Source organism: Arthrobacter sp. 10N410 (assembly GCF_056394945.1).
In genome coordinates this window covers 288006-313691 of the sequence record NZ_JBFTIP010000002.1, presented here as the reverse complement: position 1 = coordinate 313691, position 25686 = coordinate 288006, and the positions used below count along the sequence as shown (strand labels likewise).

The 25686-nt window shown below is 68.3% G+C and carries 22 protein-coding genes; 5 read left to right on the top strand and 17 right to left on the bottom strand.

Annotated elements, in window-relative coordinates; genetic code table 11:
• Nucleotides 1-9: 9 nt before the first annotated feature.
• The 5 genes from alaS to AC1DB8_RS05945 all read right to left on the bottom strand — a co-directional run bounded on the left by alaS (nt 10) and on the right by AC1DB8_RS05945 (nt 5948).
• Nucleotides 10-2688: an alanine--tRNA ligase gene (gene alaS, locus AC1DB8_RS05965; protein ID WP_476892469.1), complete on the bottom strand. Its 2679-nt coding sequence runs from the start codon at nt 2686-2688 to the stop codon at nt 10-12.
• Between the two features lie 197 nt (nt 2689-2885).
• Nucleotides 2886-3140: a DUF6167 family protein gene (locus tag AC1DB8_RS05960; protein WP_441417704.1), complete on the bottom strand. Its 255-nt coding sequence runs from the start codon at nt 3138-3140 to the stop codon at nt 2886-2888.
• A 29-nt stretch (nt 3141-3169) separates the two neighbouring features.
• Entirely contained in the window at nt 3170-3544 is a 375-nt protein-coding gene (locus tag AC1DB8_RS05955) for a DUF948 domain-containing protein (protein ID WP_175321020.1), read from the bottom strand.
• A 147-nt stretch (nt 3545-3691) separates the two neighbouring features.
• Nucleotides 3692-4318 (bottom strand): 30S ribosomal protein S4, encoded by a 627-nt coding sequence (gene rpsD / locus AC1DB8_RS05950; protein ID WP_091251848.1) that lies wholly within the window; start codon nt 4316-4318, stop codon nt 3692-3694.
• Between the two features lie 181 nt (nt 4319-4499).
• On the bottom strand, nt 4500-5948 hold the full coding sequence (locus AC1DB8_RS05945) for a replication-associated recombination protein A (protein ID WP_476892468.1): 1449 nt from the start codon (nt 5946-5948) through the stop codon (nt 4500-4502).
• Between the two features lie 77 nt (nt 5949-6025).
• Here AC1DB8_RS05945 and AC1DB8_RS05940 point away from each other — a divergent pair, with 77 nt between their 5' ends.
• A complete protein-coding gene (locus tag AC1DB8_RS05940; protein ID WP_476892467.1) occupies nt 6026-6673 on the top strand; it encodes an acVLRF1 family peptidyl-tRNA hydrolase in 648 nt (215 codons plus the stop codon).
• 106 nt (nt 6674-6779) lie between these two features.
• Here AC1DB8_RS05940 and AC1DB8_RS05935 read toward each other — a convergent pair whose 3' ends face one another.
• Both AC1DB8_RS05935 and aspS read right to left on the bottom strand, forming a co-directional pair.
• Nucleotides 6780-7568 carry a GNAT family N-acetyltransferase gene (locus tag AC1DB8_RS05935; RefSeq protein ID WP_476892466.1) on the bottom strand — a complete coding sequence of 263 codons (789 nt, stop codon included), beginning with the start codon at nt 7566-7568 and terminating at the stop codon, nt 6780-6782.
• Between the two features lie 91 nt (nt 7569-7659).
• Nucleotides 7660-9441, bottom strand: a complete 1782-nt coding sequence (aspS, locus tag AC1DB8_RS05930) for an aspartate--tRNA ligase (protein ID WP_441417701.1) — start codon at nt 9439-9441, stop codon at nt 7660-7662.
• A gap of 96 nt (nt 9442-9537) precedes the next feature.
• Here aspS and AC1DB8_RS05925 point away from each other — a divergent pair, with 96 nt between their 5' ends.
• Entirely contained in the window at nt 9538-10848 is a 1311-nt protein-coding gene (locus AC1DB8_RS05925; protein ID WP_476892465.1) for an APC family permease, read from the top strand.
• A gap of 23 nt (nt 10849-10871) precedes the next feature.
• Here AC1DB8_RS05925 and hisS read toward each other — a convergent pair whose 3' ends face one another.
• Nucleotides 10872-12236 carry a histidine--tRNA ligase gene (gene hisS, locus AC1DB8_RS05920; protein WP_476892464.1) on the bottom strand — a complete coding sequence of 455 codons (1365 nt, stop codon included), beginning with the start codon at nt 12234-12236 and terminating at the stop codon, nt 10872-10874.
• Between the two features lie 236 nt (nt 12237-12472).
• On the opposite strand from hisS, the gene AC1DB8_RS05915 reads away from it, so the two are divergent.
• The 3 genes from AC1DB8_RS05915 (at nt 12473) to AC1DB8_RS05905 (ending at nt 15741) form a co-directional block, all read left to right on the top strand.
• Nucleotides 12473-13279: a peptidylprolyl isomerase gene (locus AC1DB8_RS05915; protein ID WP_476892463.1), complete on the top strand. Its 807-nt coding sequence runs from the start codon at nt 12473-12475 to the stop codon at nt 13277-13279.
• Nucleotides 13280-13340: 61 nt separating this feature from the next.
• On the top strand, nt 13341-14966 hold the full coding sequence (locus AC1DB8_RS05910; RefSeq protein ID WP_476892462.1) for a DUF349 domain-containing protein: 1626 nt from the start codon (nt 13341-13343) through the stop codon (nt 14964-14966).
• A gap of 91 nt (nt 14967-15057) precedes the next feature.
• Nucleotides 15058-15741 (top strand): hypothetical protein, encoded by a 684-nt coding sequence (locus AC1DB8_RS05905; protein ID WP_476892461.1) that lies wholly within the window; start codon nt 15058-15060, stop codon nt 15739-15741.
• A gap of 13 nt (nt 15742-15754) precedes the next feature.
• On the opposite strand, the gene AC1DB8_RS05900 is transcribed toward AC1DB8_RS05905, so the two are convergent.
• The 9 genes from AC1DB8_RS05900 to pdxT form a co-directional block, all read right to left on the bottom strand.
• A complete protein-coding gene (locus AC1DB8_RS05900) occupies nt 15755-18148 on the bottom strand; it encodes a RelA/SpoT family protein (RefSeq protein ID WP_441417695.1) in 2394 nt (797 codons plus the stop codon).
• A 143-nt stretch (nt 18149-18291) separates the two neighbouring features.
• Nucleotides 18292-19299 carry a protein translocase subunit SecF gene (secF, locus tag AC1DB8_RS05895; protein ID WP_476892460.1) on the bottom strand — a complete coding sequence of 336 codons (1008 nt, stop codon included), beginning with the start codon at nt 19297-19299 and terminating at the stop codon, nt 18292-18294.
• A complete protein-coding gene (gene secD / locus AC1DB8_RS05890; protein ID WP_441417693.1) occupies nt 19300-21060 on the bottom strand; it encodes a protein translocase subunit SecD in 1761 nt (586 codons plus the stop codon).
• A 106-nt stretch (nt 21061-21166) separates the two neighbouring features.
• On the bottom strand, nt 21167-21595 hold the full coding sequence (gene yajC, locus AC1DB8_RS05885; protein ID WP_441417692.1) for a preprotein translocase subunit YajC: 429 nt from the start codon (nt 21593-21595) through the stop codon (nt 21167-21169).
• A 213-nt stretch (nt 21596-21808) separates the two neighbouring features.
• The gene (ruvB, locus tag AC1DB8_RS05880) at nt 21809-22930 is read right to left on the bottom strand and encodes a Holliday junction branch migration DNA helicase RuvB (RefSeq protein WP_441417691.1); all 1122 of its coding nucleotides are present in this window, start codon (nt 22928-22930) and stop codon (nt 21809-21811) included.
• Nucleotides 22923-23567: a Holliday junction branch migration protein RuvA gene (gene ruvA, locus AC1DB8_RS05875; protein ID WP_476892459.1), complete on the bottom strand. Its 645-nt coding sequence runs from the start codon at nt 23565-23567 to the stop codon at nt 22923-22925. The genes ruvB and ruvA overlap by 8 nt, the downstream gene beginning before the upstream one ends.
• Before the next feature lie 83 nt (nt 23568-23650).
• Entirely contained in the window at nt 23651-24229 is a 579-nt protein-coding gene (gene ruvC / locus AC1DB8_RS05870) for a crossover junction endodeoxyribonuclease RuvC (protein ID WP_476892458.1), read from the bottom strand.
• Entirely contained in the window at nt 24226-24981 is a 756-nt protein-coding gene (locus AC1DB8_RS05865) for a YebC/PmpR family DNA-binding transcriptional regulator (RefSeq protein WP_441417688.1), read from the bottom strand. The genes ruvC and AC1DB8_RS05865 overlap by 4 nt, the downstream gene beginning before the upstream one ends.
• 3 nt (nt 24982-24984) lie before the next feature.
• Nucleotides 24985-25686, bottom strand: a complete 702-nt coding sequence (gene pdxT, locus AC1DB8_RS05860) for a pyridoxal 5'-phosphate synthase glutaminase subunit PdxT (protein ID WP_476892457.1) — start codon at nt 25684-25686, stop codon at nt 24985-24987.

Here is a 25686-nt window from a genome sequence, read left to right as displayed (position 1 = left end):
GGTCCTGGGTTAGCGCCGGGTAATGGCGTCCACGACGGCGGAGAGGGCCGCGCCGACCTTGGAAGCGTCGGTGCCGCCGCCCTGTGCAACGTCGTCCTTGCCACCGCCGCCGCCACCGAGGATACCGGCGGCGAGGCGGACCAGCGCACCGGCCTTGACGCCGGCGGACCGGGCAGCCTCGTTGGTGGCGATCAGGATGACCGGGCGGTCGTTGCTAACGCCGGCGACCGCGACGGCGGCCGGCTCGGAGCCCAGCCGGGTCCGGAGGTCAAGGGCGAGGCCGCGAAGGTCGTCGGCTCCGCTGACCAGGCCGGCATCGTGGGCGATCACCTTGACGCCGGCGGCGTCCTTGGCGGTGCCCACCAACTGCGCTGCGGCAGCCGTGAGCTGTTCCTTGCGGAGCCGCTCGAGTTCCTTTTCCGCCGTCTTCAGCTTGTTCAGGGTGCTGGCGATCCGCTCGGTGAGCAGGCCGGAAGGAACCTTGAGCATCTCGGTGAGTTCGGTGACCAGGGCGCGTTCAGCAGCGAGGTGCCGGAACGCGTCCATGCCGACGAAGGCCTCCACGCGGCGGTTTCCCGAACCAACGGACTGTTCGCCGAGCAGCGACAGGCTGCCGATCAGCGAGGTGTTGGACACGTGCGTTCCGCCACAAAGCTCACGGGACCAGGCGCCGTCGATCTCCACGACGCGGACCTCGTTGCCGTAGTTCTCGCCGAACAGCGCCATGGCGCCGAGGGCCTTCGCTTCGGCCAGGCCCATGACCTTGGTCTGCACCTGGAAGTTGTTCCGGATGGCGATGTTGGACACTTCTTCGATCTCGGAGCGGGTGGCGGCGCTGAGGCCCTCACCCCAGGCGAAGTCGAAGCGGAGGTAGCCGGCCTTGTTGAACGAACCGCGCTGCGTAGCCTCCGGGCCGAGGATCTGGTGCAGGGCCGCGTGCACGATGTGCGTGCCGGTGTGCGCCTGCTCGGCGGCGTGGCGGCGTTCCCGGTCCACGGCGGCCTGGACCAGTGAGTCGGCTCCGATTTCGCCCTCGCGGACGATTGCCTTGTGCACGCTCAGGCCCTTGATGGGCCGCTGCACGTCAAGGACCTCGACGACGAAGCCGTCTCCGGTGATCAGCCCGGTGTCGGCGGCCTGGCCGCCGGCTTCGGCGTAGAACGGGGTCTCGGCCAGGACCAGTTCGATTTCCTCGCCGGTGGAGGCCTGCGAGACCTTCCGGCCGCCGGCCAGGATGCCGCGCACCTTGGATTCTCCGGCAAGCTCGGTGTAGCCGGTGAAGACGGTCTCCCCCGCGGCCAGCAGCTCCTGGAAGGCGCTGAGGTCCGCGTGGGCGCCCTTCTTGCCCTTGGCGTCCGCCTGGGCGCGCTGGCGCTGTTCCAGCATGAGTTTGCGGAACTCCGGCTCGTCGACCTTGAGCCCGGCTTCCTCGGCCATTTCAAGGGTGAGGTCGATCGGGAAGCCGTAGGTGTCGTGCAGCGCGAAGGCGTCGGCGCCGGAGAGCGGCTGGCCGGCGGCCTTGGATTCCTTCACGGCGTCCTCGAGCCGCGCGGTGCCGGAGGCGATGGTGCGCAGGAACGCCTTCTCCTCGGCGTAGGCGATCCGGCTGATCCGGTCGAAGTCGGTCTCCACGATCGGGTAGACACCCTTCATGGCGTCGCGGGAGGCGGGCAGCAGCTCGGGCAGGCAGGCCTTCTCGACGCCGAGGAGCCGCATCGAGCGCACCGCCCGGCGGATCAGGCGGCGCAGCACGTAGCCGCGGCCCTCGTTGGAGGGGGTGACGCCGTCGGCGATCAGCATCAGGGCAGAGCGGATGTGGTCTGCCACCACGCGCATCCTGACGTCGTCCGTGTGGTGGGGGTCCGCCGGGGTTTCCGCGGAGGTGTATTCCTTGCCGGAGAGCGCGGCGGCCTTGTCGATCACCGGACGGACCTGGTCCGTCTCGTACATGTTCTCGACGCCCTGCAGGATCATTGCGAGGCGTTCCATGCCGAGGCCGGTGTCGATGTTCTTCTTCGGCAGTTCGCCGGTGATGTCGAAGTCCACCTTGGAGCGGACGTTGTCGATCTGGTACTGCATGAAGACGAGGTTCCAGATTTCGATGTACCGGGTCTCGTCGGCCAGCGGGCCGCCCTCGATGCCGTAGGCCGGGCCGCGGTCGTAGTAGATCTCGGAGCAGGGGCCGGCCGGGCCGGGCTGGCCGGTGGACCAGTAGTTGTCCGCCTTGCCCATCCGCTGGATCCGCTCGGCCGGGACGCCGGTGTTCTTGAGCCAGAGTTCCTTGGCCTCGTCGTCCTCTTCGTAGACGGTGACCCAGAGGCGCTCGGGCGGCAGGCCGTAGCCGCCGTCGTCGACGCTCGTGGTGAGCAGTTCCCAGGCGAACTTGATGGCGTCTTCCTTGAAGTAGTCGCCGAAGGAGAAGTTGCCGCACATCTGGAAGAACGTGCCGTGCCGCGCGGTCTTGCCGACCTCTTCGATGTCGCCGGTGCGGATGCACTTCTGCACGCTGGTGGCGCGGGAGTAGGGGGCTTCCTCACGCGCGGTGAGGTACGGGATGAAGGGGACCATGCCGGCCACGGTGAACAGCAGGGAGGGGTCGCTGGAGACCAGGGAGGCGGAGGGCACGGCGGTGTGGCCCTTGCTGACAAAAAAGTCGATCCAGCGCTTGGTGATCTCCTGCGACTTCATAACCTGGTTACTTACCCTTCAATATGCACTGCGTAGTTGGTTCCGGGCTGGTTGCCTGCCACCGGTTTCTGCCAGCGGTGTGTGCCAGCATGTGGGCGCGGGGCGCCGTGCTGCCAGCCTTCGGAAAATTCTTTGATGCGCCGGCCTGGTTCCGGCAGGCGCCCCGCGGGGCGCCGTTGTTTCCCATTCTCCCCCGGCTAGCGCCGGAGCGCATCCCGGCCGGTGACGGCGCCGTCTGCGCTGGCGTCCACCCCGAGGGCGGTGCGGAGTTCGGTTTCCCGCTCGAGCATCCCGACGCGGACGGCGTCGGCGAAGTCGTACACGCCGTCGGCGAGCCGGCCGACGGCACGGTTCAGGCCTTCGGGGCCAAGGGTCGACTGCGCCTCGGTGAGCTTGCGGAAAGCGATGACACCGATCGCGACGCCGATGCCCATCCAGATGATTCTGTTCATGTCAGATCCTGTCAGCGTGATCGGTTTGGTCAGCGGCTACGGCGGCCGGTGGCGGGCTTCTTGCGGGCTGAGAAGGCGGACCGCACACCGTAGCTGAAGGCGGCAACCTTGATCAGCGGCGAGCCGACGGTCGCGGCGACCAGCGAGGACAGCGCCGAGATGTTGGCGGAGGCGTCTGAGACGTTGGAGGCGATCCCGTCGACCTTCTTCAGCTGCTGGTTGGTGGTGGAGACGGTGGCGGTGACCTCATCCATGAGCGGGGTGGCGCCGTCGCTGATCGAGCGGATGGTGCTGCGGACCTCGTCGAACACACCACCGAGCTTGAGGATCGGTACGGCGAGCAGCAGGACCAGCAGTGCAAACACTCCGGCCGCGATCAGGCCGGCAATATCGCCACCAGACATAGACGTTCATCTCCTTGAAACTACGTGGATTCCTGCGTGGTCCTCCACTGGCCGGGCATGGCAAGCGGAGAACTCCCCCAAGTACCTTACATACAAAGAAGCCCGCGGCGCTTGCCACGGGCTTCTTTGTAAGGTGTCGCGTTGGATCTAGCGTGCGTAGAATTCCACGACGAGCTGCTCTTCGCAGGTCACGGGGATCTCGGAGCGCTTCGGGCGACGGACCAGGCGTGCCTGCAGGGCGTCAAGCTTGACGTCCAGGTAGGCCGGAACCATCGGCAGCACGTCGCGGTGCGCGCCGGCTGCTGCCACCTGGAACGGAGGCATGGTCTCGCTGCGGCTGTGGACGTGGACCAGCTGGCCCTCACCGACGCGGAAAGACGGGCGGTCAACGCGGATGCCGTCAACCAGGATGTGGCGGTGCACAACCAGCTGGCGGGCCTGGGCGATGGTGCGGGCGAAGCCGGCACGCAGCACGAGGGCGTCGAGACGCATTTCGAGCAGTTCGATCAGGTTTTCACCGGTCAGGCCCTTGGTGCGGCGTGCTTCTTCGAAGGCACGGGTCATCTGGGCTTCGCGGATGCCGTACTGGGCGCGCAGGCGCTGCTTTTCGCGCAGACGTACGGCGTAGTCGGAGTCCTGCTTCTTGCGGGCACGGCCATGCTCACCGGGGCCGTACGGGCGGCGCTCCATGTACTTGGCGGCCTTGGGGGTCAGAGCGATGCCGAGTGCACGCGAGAGGCGTGCGGTACGGCGAGCACGAGTGTTGTTAGCCACTTGTGTCCTTCCAATATCTGCGGTGTGTCAGTGTTACTGGCCTCCACGATGGAGAGCATCGGCCAACCGCTGCCTTTTGCTACTGGGCACAGGGCGAACCCATCAAATCAGCAGGAACTGCCGAGAACTGGTGGATTGTGCGTCCGTGCCTTGCCAGACAACGATCAATCCTACCAGAGGTTCACTTGCCCCGGATGATCTTCCGCAGCCGTTCCAGCCGGGTGGAGATGTCGCGTTCGGCGCCGTTGCCGGTGGGTTCGTAGTAGTTCCGGCCAACGAGGTCGTCCGGCGGGTACTGCTGGGTGGCCACCGCATGCGGCGCGTCGTGCGCGTACTTGTAGCCCTTGCCGTGCCCCAGCTGCTTGGATCCGGGATAGTGGGCGTCGCGCAGGTGCGCCGGGATGCCGTTGCCGAGGCCGGCACGGACGTCGGCGATCGCCTGGTTGATGCCCATGTACGCGGCGTTGGACTTCGGTGCGGTGGCAAGGTGGACCACGGCCTCGGCCAGGATGATGCGCCCCTCGGGCATGCCGATCAGCTGCACCGCCTGGGCCGCCGCCACCGCGGTCTGCAGCGCGGTGGGGTCGGCCATGCCGACGTCCTCAGCCGCGGAGATGACGATCCGGCGGGCCACGAAGCGGGGGTCCTCCCCTGCCTCAAGCATCCGGGCCAGGTAGTGCAGCGCGGCGTCGACGTCGGATCCGCGGATGGACTTGATGAACGCGCTGGCGACGTCGTAGTGCTGGTCGCCGGCGCGGTCGTAGCGCACCGATGCGACGTCGAGGGCACGTTCGGTGTGCTTGAGCTCGATCCTGACGGGTGCATCTCCGCCCGCCCCGGTGATCCCGTCAGTGTCGTCCGCGTCCCCGAAGGCGACGCCGGCGGCGGCCTCCAGCGCCGTGAGCGCCCGGCGCGCGTCCCCGCCGGAGAGCCGGACCAGGTGGGCGAGTGCTTCCTCGTCCAGTTCCACCTTGCCGTTCAGGCCCCGCGCGTCCGTGGCGGCCCGGCGCAGCAGTCCTTCGACGTCGGCGTCGGTCAGCGGTTTAAGCGTCAGGAGCAGCGAGCGGGACAGCAGCGGCGACACCACGGAGAACGAGGGATTTTCCGTGGTGGCCGCGACCAGGACCACCCAGCGGTTTTCGACGCCGGGCAGCAGCGCATCCTGCTGGGCCTTGTTGAAGCGGTGGATCTCGTCCAGGAACAGCACCGTCGTGGTCTTGTACAGGTCCCGCGCGGTGAGGGCCTCATCCATGACCCGGCGGACGTCCTTCACGCCGGCGGTGATGGCGGAGAGCTCGACGAACTTCCGGCCCGGGCCTTTGGCGATGACGTGTGCGAGCGTGGTCTTGCCGGTGCCGGGCGGGCCCCAGAGGATCAGCGAGCTCGGTCCGGCCGGTCCGGTGGCGTCGCTGCCGGCCGCGAGCTGGCGCAGCGGCGATCCCTGGCCCAGGAGGTGCTGCTGGCCCACAACGTCGTCGAGGCTGCGCGGCCGCATCCGGACGGCCAGCGGGCTGCGCGGAGCGGAGCGGGCTGTTGTGCCGCTCGGGGAGCTGGCACCGCCGGACTCTTCGGCGTCGACGTCGTTGGTCGCCGACGCGTTGTCCTGCCCTGAGCCAAAGAGATCATCCACATAGATAGGCTACTTCTAGTTCCTGCCCGCCCCGACACGGCGGCCGCCCCTGCACCCTCACAACGGAGATCCGCGCCATGGCCAGCCCCGACACCCGTGTGGCGTTCGTCTCCGGCGGACGGCTGCCCGGCTGGGTGGAGCGGTTCCGCGCCAGCCACGGGGAGTTGCGGGAGGAGCCCGACGACGCCGGCCTGCGGCTGCTCGCGGCCGACGGCGCCACCGCCCTGCTGCTCCCGCCCTGGCCCGACGGCGGACGGCCCGGCCGCGGGAACGATCCCGTGGCCCGGCTGGCGTCGCTGGCCTCGCAGCCGCGCCGGCTCGGCCTGGTGCTGGTGCGCCGCGGCGGCTACTCGGTGGCGGTGGTGTCCGAGGGCCGGGTGCTCGCCGCCAAAACCGGGACCCGGCATGTGCAGTCCCGCACCGCGGCGGGCGGCTGGTCCCAGCAGCGTTTCGCCCGGCGCCGCGCCAACCAGGCCGACGCCCTGGTGGAGGCCGTGGCCGAGCATGCCGCCCGGATTTTCGCGGACCACAGCGTCGAATACCTCGCCCCGGGCGGGGACCGCACCCTGGCCGAGCAGGTACTCGCCGAACCCGCGCTCAAGCGTTACGCGGCGCTGGTCCGGCTGCCGTTCCTGGACGTCCCGGACCCGCGGGCCGCCGTGCTGAAGAAGGCCGCGGCCGACGCGTGTGCGGTGCGGATCATGGTCACAGACCCGCCGGCGTAGGGCGCAGGCTCTCCCGACTCGGCCGTTTCGACGGTTCCGTGCCCGTTCGACGCTGCGAAACACCTTGTGCGCAGGGAACCGTCGAAACGGCCCGAGGGATCCGCGGTCAGCAGCCGGTCAGGTGTCGCTTGGGGCGCTCCTGCCGGTACAGATACCGGCCGGACTCCTCGAAGCCGGCGCGGGCGTAGAGTTCCTGGGCCCCGGTGTTGGCCGCCGTGACGAGCAGCCAGTAGCCGGCCAGGTCCCGGCGCGTTCCCTCACCCAGCAAGGCGTGCAGCACCCTGGCGGCGTAACCTCGCCGGCGCGCGTCGGGACGGGTCGCCATGCAGTAGAGACCACCCCACCCGGGGCTGCCAGGTTCCGCGACGGGCAGGGCAAGGCGTCCGACGGCGGCGGGGGCGCCGTCGGCGTCCCGCACGAGGGCGTAGAGCGAGGGACAACCGGTCAGGATGCCGCGGGCCACGCCCAGTGCCGTCTCGTCGCCGCGGCCGTCGACGCTCCACCACAGCTGCAGCCACTCGCCGGAGGGTTCCGTGGAGAGCTCGACGCCGCGGGCCGAACCCGGAGCCGGCCTACCTCCGGCCCGGACCAGGACGAGGGTTTCCGACTGGCGGGTGAAACCTTCGGTATCGAGGAGGGCGTTGAGCGGCGCGGAGCGCGGGTCGTCGAAGACCTGGAAGATCAGCGGCTGGCGGCGGGCCCGGTACCAGAGCCGGGCGTCCCGGAGCGCGGCGAGCTGCGCGTTCGGGTCAGCTCCCGGCTGGCGGGGCCACACCGAGTTGGCCCGCTGCGTCACGCCCGAGGCAGCCCGAAGCTCCCAGCCGCCGCACTCCTCTCGGTCGGCGGCTGGCCACGCGGCGTCCATCAGGGCCTCAAGGCCGGGCACTGCTTCCATGTTCGTGACCTCCGCAAAAGAAATGACCGCCGGTTTGAACGGCAAAGGCCCCCCGGTTGCCCGGGGAGCCTTTGCTGCTGATCGGGTCAGGCTACTTTGAGCCCTCGTCCTTCTTGGCTTCCGGCTTGAAGTCGACGCCGGCCTCCTTGCGCTGCTGCGCCGTGATGGGCGCGGGCGCCTGGGTCAGCGGGTCGTAGCCGCCGCCGGACTTCGGGAAGGCAATGACGTCGCGGATGGAGTCCACGCCGGCGAGCAGCGAGACCACGCGGTCCCAGCCGAACGCGATGCCGCCGTGCGGGGGCGCGCCGAACTTGAAGCCCTCGAGCAGGAAGCCGAACTTCTCCTGGGCGTCCTCGTGCGAGAGGCCCATGACCTTGAAGACCCGCTCCTGGATGTCGCCCTGGTGGATACGGATGGAGCCGCCGCCGATTTCGTTGCCGTTGCAGACAATGTCGTAGGCGTAGGCCAGCGCGGTTTCCGGGTCCGTGTCGAAGCTGTCCATGAATTCCGGTTTGGGCGAGGTGAATGCGTGGTGCACGGCCGTCCACTTGCCGCCGCCGACGGCGACGTCGCCGGACGCGACGGCCGCTGCCGCCGGTTCGAACATCGGCGCGTCGACCACCCAGCAGAACGCCCAGTCGCTCGGGTTGATCAGGCCGGTGCGGTGGCCGATCTCGACCCGGGCGGCGCCGAGCAGCGCACGGGACGGGGTCTTCTCACCGGCGGCGAAGAAGATGCAGTCCCCGGGCTTGGCGCCGACGGCGTCGGCGAGGCCGGCGCGTTCGGTCTCGGTCAGGTTCTTGGCCACCGGACCGGCAAGCTCGCCGTCTTCCTTGAAGAGCACGTAGGCGAGGCCCTTGGCGCCGCGCTGCTTGGCCCATTCCTGCCAGGCATCCAGGGCCCGGCGGGCCTGCGAGGCGCCGCCCGGCATCACGACGGCACCAACGTAGGGCGCCTTGAAGACGCCGAAGTTCGTGTCCTTGAAGAACTCGGTGAGCTCGGTCAGCTCCAGGCCGAAGCGCAGGTCCGGCTTGTCCGAGCCGTAGCGGGCCATCGCATCGTTGTAGGTGATGCGCTGGATAGGGGTGGGGATCTCGACGTCGATCAGCTTCCACAGCGCCTTCACGATGCTCTCGCCGAGGCCGATGATGTCATCCTGCTCCACGAAGCTGGCTTCGATGTCGAGCTGGGTGAACTCAGGCTGGCGGTCGGCGCGGAAGTCCTCGTCGCGGTAGCAGCGGGCGATCTGGTAGTACTTCTCGAAGCCGCCGACCTGCAAGAGCTGCTTGAAGAGCTGCGGCGACTGCGGCAGCGCATACCAGGAACCCGGTGCGAGGCGGGCGGGGACGACGAAGTCGCGGGCGCCTTCCGGCGTCGAGCGGGTCAGCGTGGGCGTCTCGATCTCGACGTAGCCGTCCTGGTGCAGCAGTTCGCGGGCCACCCGGTTGGCTTCGGAGCGCAGGCGAAGGTTGCGGGCCGGGCCCGGGCGGCGCAGGTCCAGGTAGCGGTGCTTGAGGCGGGCTTCCTCGCCCACCTCAACGTGCTCGTCGATCTGGAACGGCAGCGGGTCAGAGGTGTTGAGGATGGTGACCTTCTCGGCCATGACCTCGATCTCGCCGGTGGCCAGCGCCGGGTTCTCGTTGCCCTCGGGACGCTTGGCGACGGTGCCGATTACCTGCAGCACGAACTCGTTGCGGAGGCCGTGGAAGACCTCTTCTTCGCGGACGACCACCTGGGCGACGCCCGAAGCGTCGCGCAGGTCCACGAATGCGACACCACCGTGGTCACGACGCCGGCCGACCCAGCCGGCGAGGGTTACGGTTTGTCCAATGTGCTCGGAGCGAAGGGATCCGAGGTCGTGTGTGCGCAGCACAGCTCGCCTTTCAGAAGGAAAACAGGGTGGTGTTAAATGGGACCGCTACGGGAACGATCCCGTTCGAGTTTACCCGTTGGAAAGGCCCCACCCGCCATGGCTAGCCATCCGCCCGTGCCGGGGCAGCTAAAGCGCCGACTCGGCGTCGTCGATTCCACCGCGATCGGTCTCGGCTCAATGCTGGGCGCCGGCGTGTTCGTGGTGTTCTCCCCCGCCGCAGCCCTCGCCGGGCCGCTGCTCACCGTCGCAGTGGCCCTGGCCGGCCTGGTGGCCTACTGCAACGCGGTGGCGTCGGCACAGCTGGCCGCCAGATATCCGTCCAGCGGCGGCACCTACGTGTACGGCCGCCGGCAGCTGGGCGAATGGCCCGGCTTCATCGCCGGGTGGGGTTTCGTGACCGGCAAGACGGCTTCCTGCGCGGCCATGGCTCTAACGTTCGGGCATTACTTGGCGCCCGGCTTCGCTACGCCGGTGGCGGTTGCCGCCGTCGTCGTGCTGACCGGCGTAAACCTGCTGGGCATCACCCGTACGGCGCTGCTGACCAAGATCCTGCTCGCCGTCGTGCTGGCCACGCTCGCGTTCGTTTCCGTGGCCTCGGTTATCGGCCCGCACCCTGAAGGCGCCGGCGCGGCACTGGGCGGACCGTTCGGGGCAATATCACTCCAGGCGCTACAGCCCGGTGCCACCGGCGGGGCGTGGGGCGTGTTGCCTGCGGCGGGGCTGATGTTCTTCGCCTTCGCCGGGTACGCACGGATCGCCACCCTGGGCGAAGAGGTCAAGGATCCAGTCACCACCATCCCGCGGGCCATCCTCGCCGCCCTCGCCGCGGCCTTCCTGATCTACCTCGGACTCGCGGCCCTGCTGCAGTGGCACCTGCCGGCGGACCAACTGGCCGGCTCATCCGCCCCGCTGCTCGACGCCGTGACCAACTCGTCGCTGCGCGCCGGCGCCCCCTTCGTACAGGCCGGGGCCGCCGCCGCGTGCCTCGGCGCCCTGCTGGCGCTGATCACCGGCGTGGGCCGGACCACCATGGCGATGGCGCGGGAAAGGGACCTGCCCGCCCCGCTGGCCCGGGTCGGCGGGGCGCACACTGTTCCGGTCGTGGCCGAGCTGACCGTCGCCGCGGCCGTGATCGTGCTGTTGCTGACCACGAACGTGCTGACGGTGGTGGGCTTCTCCAGTTTCGGTGTGCTGATCTACTACGCCGTGACGAATGCCGCCGCGTTCACCCTCACGGGCCCCCGCCGCCTCGCCCCGCGCTGGCTCAATGCCCTCGGATTCGCCGGCTGCCTGGTCCTGGCCGTGACACTGCCGCCCGCCTCGGTGCTGGGCATGGCGGCGGTGCTGGCTGTGGGCGTCGCCGGACGGTTCCTGGTGCTGGCGCACCGAAGGCGCAGCGGACGCTGAAACGGTGCGCGCCGCGGAAGGGCTTAGGCCCTGGTCACGCGGACGTGCAGGTCCTCCTCGGCCGGCGCCCAGCCGGCCGGATCGGCGTCGCCCTGCTCGCCGGTGCGGATGTCCTTGACCTGGTGCTTGCCGTCGTCGTCGGTGAACCAGACGAACGGGATGCCGCGGCGGTCCGCGAACTTGATTTGCTTGCCGAACTTCTCTGCCTTTGCCGCGACCTCCGTGGCGATCCCGCGGGCGCGCAGCTGCGCCGCGACGTCCTGCGCCGCGCCCCAGCTCTCGTCGTTGGTCAGCGCCACCAGAACGGCGGTGGGCACGGCCCGGGACGCCTTGGCCAGCTCCTGGCTGAGCATGCGCGACACCAGCCGGGTCACGCCGATCGACAGTCCGACGCCGGGGAACTTCCGGTTGCCCTTGCTCGCCAGCGCGTCGTACCGGCCGCCGGAGCAGATCGAACCCAGCTGCTCGTGGCCCACCAGGACGGTTTCCACCACGGTGCCGGTGTAGTAGTCCAGGCCACGGGCGATGCTGAGGTCCGCGACCACCTTGCCCGGCGCGCGCTGGACGGCGGCGGCTATGACCTGCTCCAGCTCGTTGAGGCCTTCCTCGAGCAGCTCGTTGCTCACGCCGAGCGCCCGGACCTGCTGCACGAACGAGGTGTCCCCGGTTCGGATTCCGGCCAGCTTGAGCGCTGCCTGCGCCTGCTCCTCGGTGGCGCCGAGCTCGGTCTGGAGCAGCTCAGCGACCTTGGCCGCGCCGATCTTCTCGAGCTTGTCGATGCTGCGCAGGACCCCTGCCGTGTCGGTCAGGCCGATGCCGTTGTAGAAGCCCTCGGCCAGTTTGCGGTTGTTGACCCGGAGCAGGAAGTCCGGGATCGGCAGGGCACCCAGCGCCTCAGCAATCACGAGCGCGATTTCGACATCGTAGCGGAACGGCAGCTCGCCGTCGCCGACGATGTCGATGTCCGCCTGGGTGAACTCGCGGGCGCGGCCCTCCTGCGGACGCTCACCGCGCCAGACCTTCTGGATCTGGTAGCGCCGGAACGGGAACGCCAGGTAACCGGCGTTCTCCACCACGTAGCGCGCGAACGGCACGGTGAGGTCGTAGTGCAGGGCCAGGGCGTGCGGATCGGCCTTGTGGGACGCGGCTGGGTCGCTCGCAGCGCCGCCGGCCCCCTCGTCGTCCTGCAGCCGGCTGAGGCCGTAGACCTCTTTGTCGATTTCGCCCTTGCGGAGCAGCTGTCCCACCGTCTCCACGGCGCGCGTCTCAATGGAGGAGAAGCCGTGCAGCTCAAAGGTCCGCCGCAGGGTGTCCAGCACATGCAGTTCCACCAGCCGCTCCTCGGGAAGCCACTCGGGGAATCCGGACAGGGAGGCGGTGCGTGCCATGGTGGAATTTTCTCCTCTGATAACGACGGCGGCTGCAACGGCCGCGGCGTCGCGCGCTGACCGGCCAGTCGTGCATAAACTGTGTGCGGCAGTCAGTTTATGCTTTCGGCGCGCGCATCTCTAATGCGCGGCTCTGAAACGGTTGCCGCCGGCAGTACTGCCGGAAGCTTGCGTGTTGCACCCGGATCGGCGCCGACGGCGCGGCCCGGGGTGCGGCCCTACAACCAGGAGGACTTTTGGCGGCCAGTTCACGGAGCGCCCGCGAAGCCAAGCGGCGCGTCCAGCAGATGGAGGCGAAGCGCGAGCTGCGCCGGGAGCAGGACAAACGCCGGAAACGCGACAATGTCCTCGCGACCGCCGGCGGCGCCGCCGCCCTCCTCCTCGCCGTCGTGCTGCAGCTGACGGTGTTTTCCAGCAATCCCAGCGAGGACGAGTTCAAGGCCGCGGAAGCCGGGCTGCAGAGCCCGTCGGCCTCCGCCACCCCGTCCCCCGCCGCGAGCAACGGCGCGAACATTCCGAAGCCGGAGACCGCGTCCGGCAAGACCTTCACCGGCACCCTGGCCCTCAACCGCGGCAGCCTGGGGGTCACGTTGGACGGCAGCAAGGCTCCGCAGGCGGCCGCCGTGTTCAAGTCCCTCGCGGACAAAAACTTCTACAAGGGCCTCAGCTGCCACCGGCTTACCACCGCCGCGTCCTTCGGCGTGCTGCAGTGCGGTTCCAAGTCCGGGGACGGCAGCGGCGACCCCGCGTACACCTGGGGTCCGCTGGAAAACACCCCTGCCGACAACAAGTACCCGGCCGGCACCATCGCTGTGGCACGGACCGGCGGCAACGCGTACGGCAATGGAACCCAGTTCTTCATCGTTTACAAGGACACCGTGATCCCCGCCGACGCCGCCGGCGGTTACACGTTGGTCGGCAAGGTCACGTCCGGGCTGGACGTGGTCAAGAAGATTGCGGCGGCCGGCGTCAAACCCGGCGCCAGCGCCACGGACGGCGCACCTGTGGAACCAGTCACGATAGACTCGTTCTCTCTGAAGTAACCAGCCGGGGCCCTCGCGGCCGCGGTGCCGGTATTTCCCTCCAAGCGAAAGACTTCTAGCGGTGACAGACAGTCAGAAATCCGACGAAACAGTGGCAGCAGCTGCCAACGAGACCGAAGCCGAGGTTACGGTGACCGAGACGGCCAACGAGCCCGGCGGCGCCAACCCGGCCACGCCGGAAGTACAGGAGACGGGAGCCCCGGAGCCCGCGGCAACGGAGGCCGACGCCGCATCCGCAGAGGCGGACGTGCAGGCCGAGGCCGAGGAAGCAGTCAAGCCCGAGGCCGCCGCCGCCGCAGAATCCGCACCGGATTCCCGCCCGGCCCCGGCTCCCGCGCCCCGTCCGGCCCCGTCACCCGCCGCCTTTGCCGCACGCCCGAAGGCAACGCCATCGCTGGCCGCGCCCGCAGCCACCCCCTCCTCGAGTGCCACATCGCTTGCCGAGGCAGCACGCTGGGGCCGCGTCGAGGGCGACGGCCACGTGTTCCTGACCATCGATGGCGAGGAACACCCCGTCGGCCAGTACCCCGGCGTCAGCGATGATGAGGCCCTCGGCTACTTCGCCCGCAAGTACGACGACGTCGTGGCCCAGATCGTCCTGCTCGAGCAGCGGGTTGCCTCCAAGGCTCCCGCGACTGACATGCAGAAGACGGTCACGCACCTGCGCGAGCTGCTGGCCGAGCGCAACATGGTGGGCGCCCTCCGTGCCGCGGAGGGTCGCCTGGACACGCTGTCGGGCCAGATCACCGAACTCGAAAAGACCGAGAAGGCGGAGCACGACGCCGTCCGCGCCGCCGAGCTGGCAGCCCGCGAAGCGATCGTGGCCGAGGCCGAGGAGATCGCCGGGCACGATCCCGCGCAGATCCAGTGGAAGACCTCCAGCGCCCGGATGAACGAGCTCTTCGAGAGCTGGAAGACCGCCCAGAAGAGCGGCGTCCGGCTTGGCCGCAGCAACGAGGACGCGCTGTGGAAGCGGTTCCGCGCCGCCCGCACCGTCTTCGACCGCCACCGCCGCGCGTACTTCTCGCAGCTGGACAGCAACAACTCCGCGGCCAAGGCGGCCAAGGAGAAGCTGATCACCGAGGCCGAAGCGCTGTCCTCCTCGACCGACTGGGGCTTCGCTGCCGGCGAATACCGCCGCCTGATGGATCAGTGGAAGGCCTCGCCGCGCGCCAGCCGCAAGGACGACGACGCCCTGTGGGCACGTTTCCGCGCGGCGCAGGACGTCTTCTTCACCAATCGCCAGGCCGCCAACGAGGAGATCGACCAGGAGTACGGGGCGAACCTCAAGGTGAAGGAAGCCCTGCTGGTGGAGGCCAACGAACTGCTCCCGATCAAGGACCTCGCCGCGGCCAAGAAGGCGCTGCAGTCCATCCGTGACCGCTGGGAGGAAGCCGGCAAGGTTCCCCGCGCGGACATGGGCCGGATCGAAGCCGGCCTGCGGAAGGTGGAGGACGCCGTCCGCCACGCCGAGGACGAGAACTGGAAGCGGTCGAACCCGGAAACGAAGGCCCGCACCAACAGCGCCCTCTCCCAGCTGGAGTCTGCCATCGCGGGGCTGAAGGACGATCTGGCCAAGGCCGAGAAAGCCGGCGACGAGCGCAAGATCAAGGCAGCCCAGGAAGCCCTGGAGGCCCGCCAAGCCTGGCTTGAGCAGCTCGAGCGGTCAGCCAGCGAACTCTCCTAGGAACAGCTAGCAGCGACAGGCCCCTCCCGGTTATCCACATGACCGGGACGGGGCCTGTTTCGCGTCCGGGGCCACGCGGCACGATGGCTGAATGACCCTGCGCCCCGGCTACCCCGCCGCCAGTTCCCCGGGTGCCGGCCCCGCGGCTGGCGGCCAGCCGGCGTCCGGTCCGGGCCGGCTCGGCGGTGCGCCGTCGGTGCTCTACTCCCCCGGGACGCTGTTCTCATGGGCGGAGCTGCAGGCCATGGCGTCCGACGGCGTGCTGACGCAACTCTCCCAGCGCGGTTACCTCCCGCCCGGCGCCGCGTCCACCCCGCAGCTGCGCGCCCGGGCGGCGGCCTGCACCATTCCGCCGCCAATCCGGCAGCGCGTGGTCGCGGGACGGATGACGGCGGCGTGGATCTACGGCTGCGCCGGGGAACCGGACCGGACGGCCCTGCTCGTGGACGCCAACCGGCGCGTTTCAAGCCTCCGGGCCACCCGCGGCTGCACCTTCCACGAGGTGCGGCTGGGGCCGTTCGACGTCGTCAGCCTCGGCGGGCTCATGGTCTCCAGTCCGCTGCGGACGGCAGTGGACATCGCCCTGCATGTGGACGCAGAGCGGGCAGTGCCCGCCCTCGGAGCCTTCCTGGCCGCGCCGGAGCTGAACGTGCGGCTGCGGTTGCTCATCCGCGCGGTGGAGGCCACGCCCCGGCTGCCGTACCGGAGGTCGGCCCTGGCGAAACTCGCGGCCTTGCTGCCGGAGCAGGACCGCGGCACTTTCCCGGATTGTTAGCCGGTCCGGGATGCTAGCTGCGGCGGCGGTTGCCCGTGGTTCGATAGACGTCGAAGACACCGTCGATGCGCCGGACGGCACTGAGCACGTGGCTCAGGTACTTTGGATCGCCCATCTCGAACGCGAACTTGGAGATCGCCACCCGGTCGGTGGAGGTGTGCACGCTAGCGGCCAGGATGTTGACGTGGTTCTCCGAGAGGATCCGGGTGACGTCGGAGAGCAGGGACTTGCGGTCCAGGGCCTCCACCTGGATTTCCACCAGGAAGACGCTGGACTGGGTCGGCGCCCACTCCACCTCGACGATCCGGTCCGGCTGGTCCATCAGGCCGGACACGTTGGTGCAGTCGGTCCGGTGCACGGAGACGCCGGAACCGCGTGTGACGAAGCCCAGGATCGGGTCCGGCGGCACCGGGGTGCAGCAGCGTGCCAGTTTCACCCAGACGTCATCGACGCCGCGGACCACGACGCCGGAGTCCGAGTACCGCGTCTTGGTGACCTGCGTGGGGATCGAGATCTCGGTGAGGTCGTCCTCGGGAGTTTCGTTCCCTCCGAGGCTCTCGACGAGCCGCTCCATCACGGACTGGGCCGAGGTGTGGCCGTCGCCCACACCCGCGTAGAGCCCGGAGATGTCCGCGTACTTGAAGTCCTCGGCAATCGCGGCGAGGGCGTCGTGGGTCATCAGGCGCTGCAGCGGAAGGTTCTGCTTGCGCATTGCCTTGGTGAGCAGTTCCTTGCCGCGGTCGATCGCCTCTTCGCGGCGTTCCTTGCTGAACCACTGCCGGATCTTGTTCCGCGCACGGGCACTCTTGACGAAGTGCTGCCAGTCCTGGCTGGGGCCGGCGCCTTCGGCCTTGGAGGTGAAGATCTCCACCCAGTCGCCGTGGTTGAGTTCGCTGTTGAGCGGGACGAGTTTGCCGTTGACGCGCGCGCCGATGGTCCGGTGCCCGACTTCGGTGTGGACCGCGTACGCAAAGTCCACCGGCGTCGAACCGGCCGGGAGGGCCATGACCTCGCCCTTGGGCGTGAACACGAACACTTCGCGGGCGTTGATCTCGAAGCGCAGCGAATCGAGGAACTCGCCGGGGTCGGAGGTTTCCTGCTGCCAGTCCACGAGCGACCGCAGCCAGCCCATATCCCCGTCGCGCGGGCTCCCCGGACCGGCCGCCGTGCGGTTGGGCTGATCCTTGTACTTCCAGTGCGCGGCGACGCCGTATTCGGCGCGGCGGTGCATCTCGTGGGTCCTGATCTGGATTTCCACCGGCTTGCCGCCCGGGCCGATCACCGTGGTGTGCAGCGACTGGTACATGTTGAACTTCGGCATCGCGATGTAGTCCTTGAACCGGCCCGGGAGCGGGTTCCAGCGCGAGTGCATGGCACCGAGGGCTGCATAACAGTCGCGCACCGAGTCGACGAGAACCCGGACACCCATCAGGTCGTTGATGTCGTCGAAGTCCTTATCGCGGACGATCATCTTCTGGTAGATCGAGTAATAGTGCTTGGGCCGGCCGGTGATCGTGGCCTTGATCTTGGCCGCGCGCAGATCCTCGGTGATCTGGTTGCGGATGACGGCGAGGTTCTTCTCCCGCTCTGGGGTGCGGTCCCCCACCATGCGCACGATTTCCTCGTAGACCTTGGGGTACAGCGCAGCGAAGGAGAGGTCCTCGAGTTCCCACTTGATCGTGTTCATGCCGAGCCGGTGGGCCAGCGGCGCAAAGATCTCCAGGGTTTCGCGGGCTTTGCGGGCCGAGGACTCGGCCGAGACAAAACGCCAGGTGCGGGCGTTGTGCAGCCGGTCCGCAAGCTTGATCATGAGCACGCGGATGTCCTTGGCCATGGCCACGACCATCTTGCGCACGGTCTCGGACTGGGCGGCCTCGCCGAAGCTGACCTTGTCCAGCTTGGTCACGCCGTCGACCAGCATGGCCACCTCCGGACCGAACTCACCCTTGAGATCATCCAGGGTATACGAGGTGTCCTCGACGGTGTCGTGCAGCAGGGCGGCGGCCAGCGTCGTCCCGCTCAATCCCAGCTCGGCCAGGATCGTCGCCACGGCCACCGGGTGTGTGATGTACGGGTCGCCGCTCTTGCGCTTTTGTCCGCGGTGGCATCGTTCCGCCACGACGAAGGCGCGCTGGATAAGTTCGAAGTCGTCCTTGGGGTTGTTGGCGCGCACGGTGCGCAGCAACGGCTCCAGAATCGGCGAGTACGAGGGCGTTCCGCGGCCGGTCAGGCGCGCCAGCCGGGAGCGGGTGCGTTCGCGGCGTCCGGGGAAGGTGGGCCGGGTTCCGGAGTTGTCGACGGGCACGGCAGTGTCCGGGCGTCCGGCAGCGACCACGCCAGTCTGGGGCCCCTGGCCGGTAGCCTTATCCGCCGGGGCTGCAGGCACCGGCGTCGAACGTTCTTCCAATGAAGCACCTCTCACAACCCGTTAATTATTCAAGTCTATTCCCGCAGCAGGACACTTCGATAACCGGGACCAACGGCCACGGGCCGGAGAACGTCGCGGGGACGTTCTCCGGCCCGTCGGGCGGTCTTCTGCGGGCCTGCCGGCTAGGCCGTGGCCGGCGCCGCCTTGGCGGCATTCTCGGTGCGGCGCTGCTGCACGCGCTTGGCCTGCTTGATCAGGTCCGGCTCCCCCTGGCGCAGCCAGGCGTACAGCGGGGCGGCGACGAAGATGGTCGCCGCGGTGCCGATCAGGATGCCCACGAACAGCGCCAGCGAGAGATCCCGAAGGGTGCCCGCGCCCAGCAGTCCGGCCCCGATGAAGAGGATCGCGCCGACCGGGAGGATGGCGACCATCATGGTGTTGATGGAACGCACCAGCGTCTGGTTGACGGCGAGGTTCACTTCTTCGGCGAACGTGCGCCTGGTGGATGCCTGCAGGTCCGAGGTGTTTTCCCGGATCTTGTCGAACACCACCACGGTGTCGTAGAGCGAGTAGCTGAGCACCGTGAGGAAGCCGATGATGGCCGAGGGGGTGACCTCGAAGTCGCTCAGCGAATACACCCCGGCCGTGACGAACATCGTTACCGCCATGCCGGCGAGGGCGGACAGGGACATTTTCCAGGTCCGGAAGTACAGCGCCATCAGGACTGCGGCAAGTCCCACGAAGATGGCGAGGCCGAGCAGCGCCTGCTTGGTCACGTCAGCGCCCCAGGTGGGCCCCACGAACGTCGAAGTGACCTCGTTGTCGGTCACGCCATAGGCCTTGGTGAGGCCTTCCTTGACCTTGATCACCTCGTCGTCGCTGAGCTTGTCCGTCTGGATGCGCATGGTGTTGCCGGCGACGTTGGCGACGCGCGGCAGGCTCCCGGAGACGACTTCCTGGACGGCCTTCTCGCCGAGGGCGGCGTCGCGGTCCTTGACGTTGGAGACCGTGAACTCCGAGCCGCCGCGGAACTCGATGCCCAGGTTGAAGCCGCCCTTGGCGATCGGCAGCAGGATGGAAAGCGCGACGGCGGCCGCGGCGATCAGGAACCAGATCTTCTTGGAACCGACAAAGTCGTACGAGCGCTTGCCCGTGTAAAGCTCGTTACCGAAAGTGGCGAAGCTGGCCATTTACTTGCCCTCCTTGGACGCGCTCTTGGAGGAACCAGCAAGCTGTTCCTGCTTTTCCGCGAGGCGTCGTTCTGCAATGGTCATCCGGCGTTCGGCCTCGGCCGCGGCACCGGTGTTCTTGGCGCGCGGGGCCGCAACCGGCCGGTCCTCCGGCGTGCGGATGCGTCCGGCTCCCCGGTACAGGGGCACGGCGCCGAGCCGCTTCGGGTCAAGGCCCGAGAACTTGTGGCCTTCGCCGAAGAACTTGGTGCGGGCCAGGACCTGCAGGGTCGGATGGGTGAACATGAAGACCACGATCAGGTCGGCGATTGCGGTCAGGCCCAGGGTGAAGGCGAAGCCGCGGACGTTGCCCACCGCCACGAAGTAGAGCACGAGGGCTGCCAGCAGGTTGACGGCCTTGGACGCCAGCACGGTCCGCTTGGCCCGCTTCCAGCCGTTTTCCACGGCCGAGACCAGGCCGCGGCCTTCGCGCAGCTCATCACGGATGCGTTCGAAGTAGACGATGAACGAGTCCGCCGTCTGGCCGATTGCCACGATGATGCCGGCCACACCGGCGAGCGAGAGGCGGTAGTTCTCGGTCCAGCCGAGGATTGCGATGGCCAGGTAGGTCAGCGCACCGGCGACGACGAGCGAGGCGACGGTGACAAAGCCGAGCGCCCGGTACTGGAACAGCGAGTAGACCACAACCAGCAGCAGGCCGATCAGGCCGGCCAGCATGCCCATCCGCAGCTGCTCACCGCCGAGGGTGGCGGAGATCTGCTGGTCGCTCTGGATCTCGAAGCTGATCGGCAGGGCGCCGAAGCGCAGCTGGTCGGAGAGGGCCTTGGCGGACTGCTCGGTGAAACCGCCGGTGATCTGCGGGCGGCCATCGGTGATGACGGCTTGGGCCCGCGGGGCGGAAATGACCTGGTCGTCCAGGACAATGGCAAACTGCGCCTTCGGGTCCGAACCGGTCTCGCCGCCGGCAGCGACGTAGAACTTGTTCAGCCGCTCGGTGACCGTCTTGAACTTGGCAGTGCCCTCGTCGTTGAACTGGATGTCGACAGCCCACTGGTTGGTCACCGCGCCCTGCGCGCCGCGCTGCAGCTGGAAGGACGAGGTCGTGATGTCCGAGCCCTTGACCTCAACCGGCCCGAGGATGTACTTGATTGCGGGCCTGCCGTCGGAGGCGGGTTCGCAGGTAACCAGCGGCTTGGCCGGATCGGAGCGTTCCTGCTTGTCCTGGGACGGGTTGTCGCAGTCGAGCGCCTCAAACTTCTTGTAGACGTCCGCGGTGACCCAGTTCTCGTCGCTGCTGTTCTTGGGCGCGGCGGTCGGCTTGGGCAGCTTGTTCGCGGGGGTCCGGGACGCGACCGGGACGGCTGCGCCGGCGCCGGCCTGGATGACCGGGCGGAAGTTCATGTCGGCCGACGCCTGGATCAGCGCACGGGTCTCCTTCGACGGAGTGCCCGGAAGGCTGACGACGACGTTGCGGCCGGACTGCGTGCTGATTTCAGCTTCCGCGACGCCGGAGCCGTCCACACGCTGGCGGATGATCGCCACGGCCTGGTTGAGCTGTTCTTCGTTGATGTCCGAACCGCCCTCCACCTTGGGCGCCAGGATCATCTGGGTGCCGCCTTCAAGGTCCAGTGCCAGCTTGGGAGCCCAGCTCGCCTGCCCGGCCATGGTGCCGCCCGCCAGGACGGCAGTCAAGACGGCGAGAATTACGCCAAGCCAGACCAGCACCCTGAGGGCTGAGTTTTTGGGGCCAGTTCGTGCCATTGTCGATCTTTCTATTGTTTACGGAGGAACCGCCGGTGCGGCCTGTCAGGCCTGCACCGGCGGATGCCCGCGCACCGTAGCTTCGCGGGATAGCTCAGGAGGCAGACTAGCTGTCTTTCTTGCCTTCGTCGTTCAGGCGGCGCAGGGTTTCGTCCGGCGTTTCGTGGCGGGGCGCCTCACCGGCGGTGGCGGCGCTGTCGACGCCGTCGATGGTGGCATCGGTCTTCCCGAGGGTCAGCGAGGAGGCATCGTCCGGAACAACCGTCGGTTCCTCGGCGGCAACAACCGGCTCAACGATCTTGGTGACGGCCTGGCGGTGCACGGTGGCGGTGTTGCCCGGGGAGAGCTCCAAAACAACCTTGTTCTCGGCTTCGTCGATCTCAACGATGCGGCCGAACAGCCCGAAGCTGGTCATGACATCAACGCCGGTGCCGAACTTCGACTGGAGCTCTGCCTGCTGCTGCTGCGTCTTCTTGTTGCGGCGGAACATCATGAAGACGAACACGCCGAGCATGACGAACAGGAGAATAGTCATTGGATCCAAGGGGAAAGTTCCGTTCTGTACTTGCAAGCTGGTTTCACAGCAACGTCCGTTCCGTTCCGGGGCCGCCTGGTGTGGGCCCTGGCAGTAGACCTGGCAGAAAATCATGCCCGGCCGGCAGCGGCTAGCGGTAGCCGCACACGGAAACAATGGCCCGAACGTGCCGAGCGTCATACCAGTCTAAAGGGAAAAGGTCACTAGCGAGTGCTATTGACTATTACGGATCCATTCCGGATCGACTTCGCCCTCGGCATCCACGCCGAAGCCGGCCGGTCCACTATCGGGGGTGCCGGCCTGGAACAGGTCCAGCGGGTCCTGCCCGAAGGCGCCGGCGGGCACCGCAAAACCCAGGTGGGTCCACGCCGGGGCCAGGGCAATCCGACCGCGCGGCGTCCGGCCCAGCAGACCCTCCCGGACCAGATATGGTTCGGCGACGGTTTCCACCGTTTCGGTTTCCTCGCCGACGGCGATCGCCAGGGTGGACAGGCCCACCGGTCCGCCGCCGAATTTGGTGATCAGCGCCTCCAGGACGGCACGGTCCAGGCGGTCCAGGCCGCGTTTGTCCACTTCGTACATGTCGAGGGCAGCGGACGCCGTCCGGGCGTCGATTTGATCCACGCCGTGCACCAGAGCCCAGTCCCGGACGCGGCGGAGCAGGCGGTTGGCAATTCGGGGCGTGCCCCGGGACCGGCCGGCGATCTCGCTGAACCCGGCCGAATTCACCTTCAGGTCCAGCAGGCCGGCGGAGCGCCGCAGCACCAGTTCGAGCTCCTCGACGGAGTAGAACTCGAGGTGGCCGGTGAAACCGAACCGGTCCCGCAGCGGCCCCGGCAGCAGCCCGGCGCGGGTGGTGGCGCCGACCAGGGTGAAGGGCGGGAGCTCGAGCGGGATGGCGGTGGCCCCGGCGCCCTTGCCGACGACGATGTCGACGCGGAAGTCCTCCATGGCCATGTAGAGCATCTCCTCGGCCGGGCGGGACATCCGGTGGATCTCGTCGAGGAAGAGGACTTCGCCCTCGGACAGCGAGGAGAGGATGGCGGCCAGGTCACCGGCGTGCTGGATGGCCGGGCCGCTGCTGATCCGCAGCGGGGCGTTCATCTCGGCGGCGATGATCATGGACAGCGTGGTCTTGCCCAGGCCGGGCGGCCCGGACAGCAGCACGTGGTCGGCGCTGCGGCCGCGCATCCGGGAGGCCTCCAGGACGAGGGAGAGTTGTTTGCGGACCCGGTGCTGGCCCACGAAGTCGTGCAGGTTCTTGGGCCGGAGGGCGGCCTCGATCGCGCGCTCCTCGGGTTCCTCGCCCCCGGCGACGAGCGACGGCTCAGCCACGGGCGCCTACCCTGTTGCCGGCGCGGGCGCCGTCCTGGCCCAGCCAGCGCAGCGTGGCGCGGAGGATTTCCGCGACGTTGCCCTTCTCGGCGAGCTCCGGGGAATCAGCCAGTGACTTGTCGATGCTGGCGGTGGCGTCCTTCTCGGACCAGCCCAGGCTCGTCATCGCGGCAACCACCTGCGGCTTCCACACGGCTTCGGCGGACACGGCCGCCGCGGAGCCTCCGGGCGTGCCGTGCGGGACCAGCTTGCCGGCCAGTTCCAGCACGATCCGGCCGGCGACCTTGGGGCCGATTCCGGGAACCTTGGTGAAGGCCTTGCCGTCACCGGAATGCGCGGCGACCCGGATCGCCTCGGGCTCATGGACGGCCAGGACGGCCAGGGCCAGGCGCGGGCCGACGCCGCTGACGCTGAGCAGCACGTCGAAGACCTCACGTTCGTCGTCGCTGGAGAAGCCGAAAAGGGTCAGCGAGTCTTCGCGCACGATCAGGGAAGTAAAGAGCTTGCCCTCGTCCCCGACGCGGAGCTTGCTGAGGGTCTGCGGCGTCGCGTTGACGCTCATGCCGGCGCCGTTGAGGTCGATCACTGCCGAGGACAGGCCAACGTGCGCTACGGTTCCGCGGAGAAAACTGATCAAGGCCTGGCTCCTGGGTCTACGGCTGGGTTGGCAGCCGGCTATCCGAACATATCTACGAATACCCTAGCAAGCGTCCCGGACATTCAGCGCGCGCGGCGCGCCTTGGCCTCCGCGTCGGCCCAGGCGCGCTGGGCCGGGGTAAGGGACTGGCTTCCCGGCCCTGTGGTGGCCACCGCGGCACCACTGCCGGCCCGCCACGCGTGTGTGATGGCCAGTGCCAGCGCATCGGCGGCATCGGCTGGCCGCGGCGGGGCATCCAGCCGCAGGATCTTGGTGACGAGCTTGGTGACAGCGTCCTTGTTGGACGTTCCACTGCCGGTCACGGCGGCCTTGACCTCCGAGGGCGTATGCAACGCCACCGGGATGCCGCGGCGCGCGGCGGCCGCGATCACGACGCCGGAGGCCTGGGCCACACCCATGACCGTGCTGACGTTGAGCTGGGAGAAGACACGTTCGACGGCGAGGACCTGCGGCTCATACTTGTCCAGCCAGTCGTCGATCGAGGTGGCGATGACAAGCAGCCGCTGGTCCAGGCTCTCCTCCGGGGAGGTACCGACGACGCCGAACGCCACCATCGTGGCGCGCCGGTTTTTCTCGACGTCCACGATGCCGATGCCGCAGCGGGTGAGGCCCGGATCGACGCCGAGGACGCGAAGGGTCACTCGGCTTCCAGTGCGGCCTGCACTTCGTCGCTGAGGTCTGCGTTGCTGTAGACGTTCTGCACGTCGTCGAGCTCTTCCAGGGCATCCACGAGCTTCATGAACTTCTTGGCGGCGTCGAGGTCCAGCGGCACCTGCATGGAGGGCACGAACTCGGCCTCGTCGGTGTCGTAATCGATTCCGGCTTCCTTGAGCGCATCGCGGATGGCCTGCAGGTCAGTCGGTTCGGAGTGGATCTCGAAGCTGTCGCCGTTGTCCTTGACTTCCTCGGCGCCGGCGTCCAGGACGGCCATCAGCACGTCGTCCTCGCTCAGGCCGTTCTTGGGCAGCGAGACGACGCCCTTGCGGGAGAACAGGTAGCTGACCGAACCGGGATCGGCGATCGTGCCGCCGTTGCGGGAGATGGCGAGCCGGACCTCGGAGGCCGCGCGGTTCTTGTTGTCCGTAAGGCACTCGATCAGCAGGGCCGAACCCTGCGGTCCGCGGCATTCGTACATGATCTCGGTGTAGTCCACGACCTCGCCGGTGAGGCCGGCGCCGCGCTTGATGGCGCGGTCGATGTTGTCAGCGGGGACCGAGGTCTTCTTGGCCTTGGTGACGGCGAGTTCCAGGCTCGGGTTGCCGGCGAGGTCGGGTCCGCCCATGCGCGCGGCAACTTCGATGTTCTTGATCAGCTTGGCGAACGACTTGGCCCGGCGGCTGTCCAGGATGGCCTTCTTGTGCTTGGTCGTCGCCCATTTGGAGTGGCCTGACATGCTTTACGCTTCTCCTCTGATCATTCGAATAAACAATTCGTGCACGCGCTTCTCCCCCGTCACTTCCGGGTGGAAGGAGGTGGCCAGCAGCTTGCCGGAACGCACAGCAACAATTCTAGCCGTCCCGTCGAGGGATTCCGGGTGGCCGGCCTTGGACGGTTCCACCTGGGCCAGGACCTCAACGCCCGCGCCGACGCGCTCCACCCAGGGTCCGCGGATGAACACGGCGTGCACCGGGGCCACGCCGGATTCATCGGCGCTGAACTCCAGCCCCTTGAACTCAAGGTCGGTCTCGAACGATTCCCGCTGCCGGCCGAAGGCGTTGCGGCGGACCGTGATGTCCAGGCCGCCGAAGGTCTGCTGGGGGTTGCCGGCAAGGTCCAGGGCCGGGTCGGCGATGTCCGCCGCCAGCAGGATCATGCCGGCGCAGGAACCATAGACCGGCAGACCGGCCTGGATGCGTTCGCGCAGCGGATCCCGCAGTTCGAACATCCGGGCGAGCTTGTCGATGGTCGTCGATTCCCCGCCGGGAATGATGAGGCCGTCAAGGCCGTCCAGCTCGGCGGGGCGGCGGACGCCGACGCCCGTGGCGCCGGCTGCCTCCACGGCGTGCAGGTGTTCACGGAAGTCGCCCTGGAGCGCCAGGACGCCGATCCGGAGGCCTGATCCCGCGCCGGAACCAGGCAAAGAAAGGGGGGTGGTCAT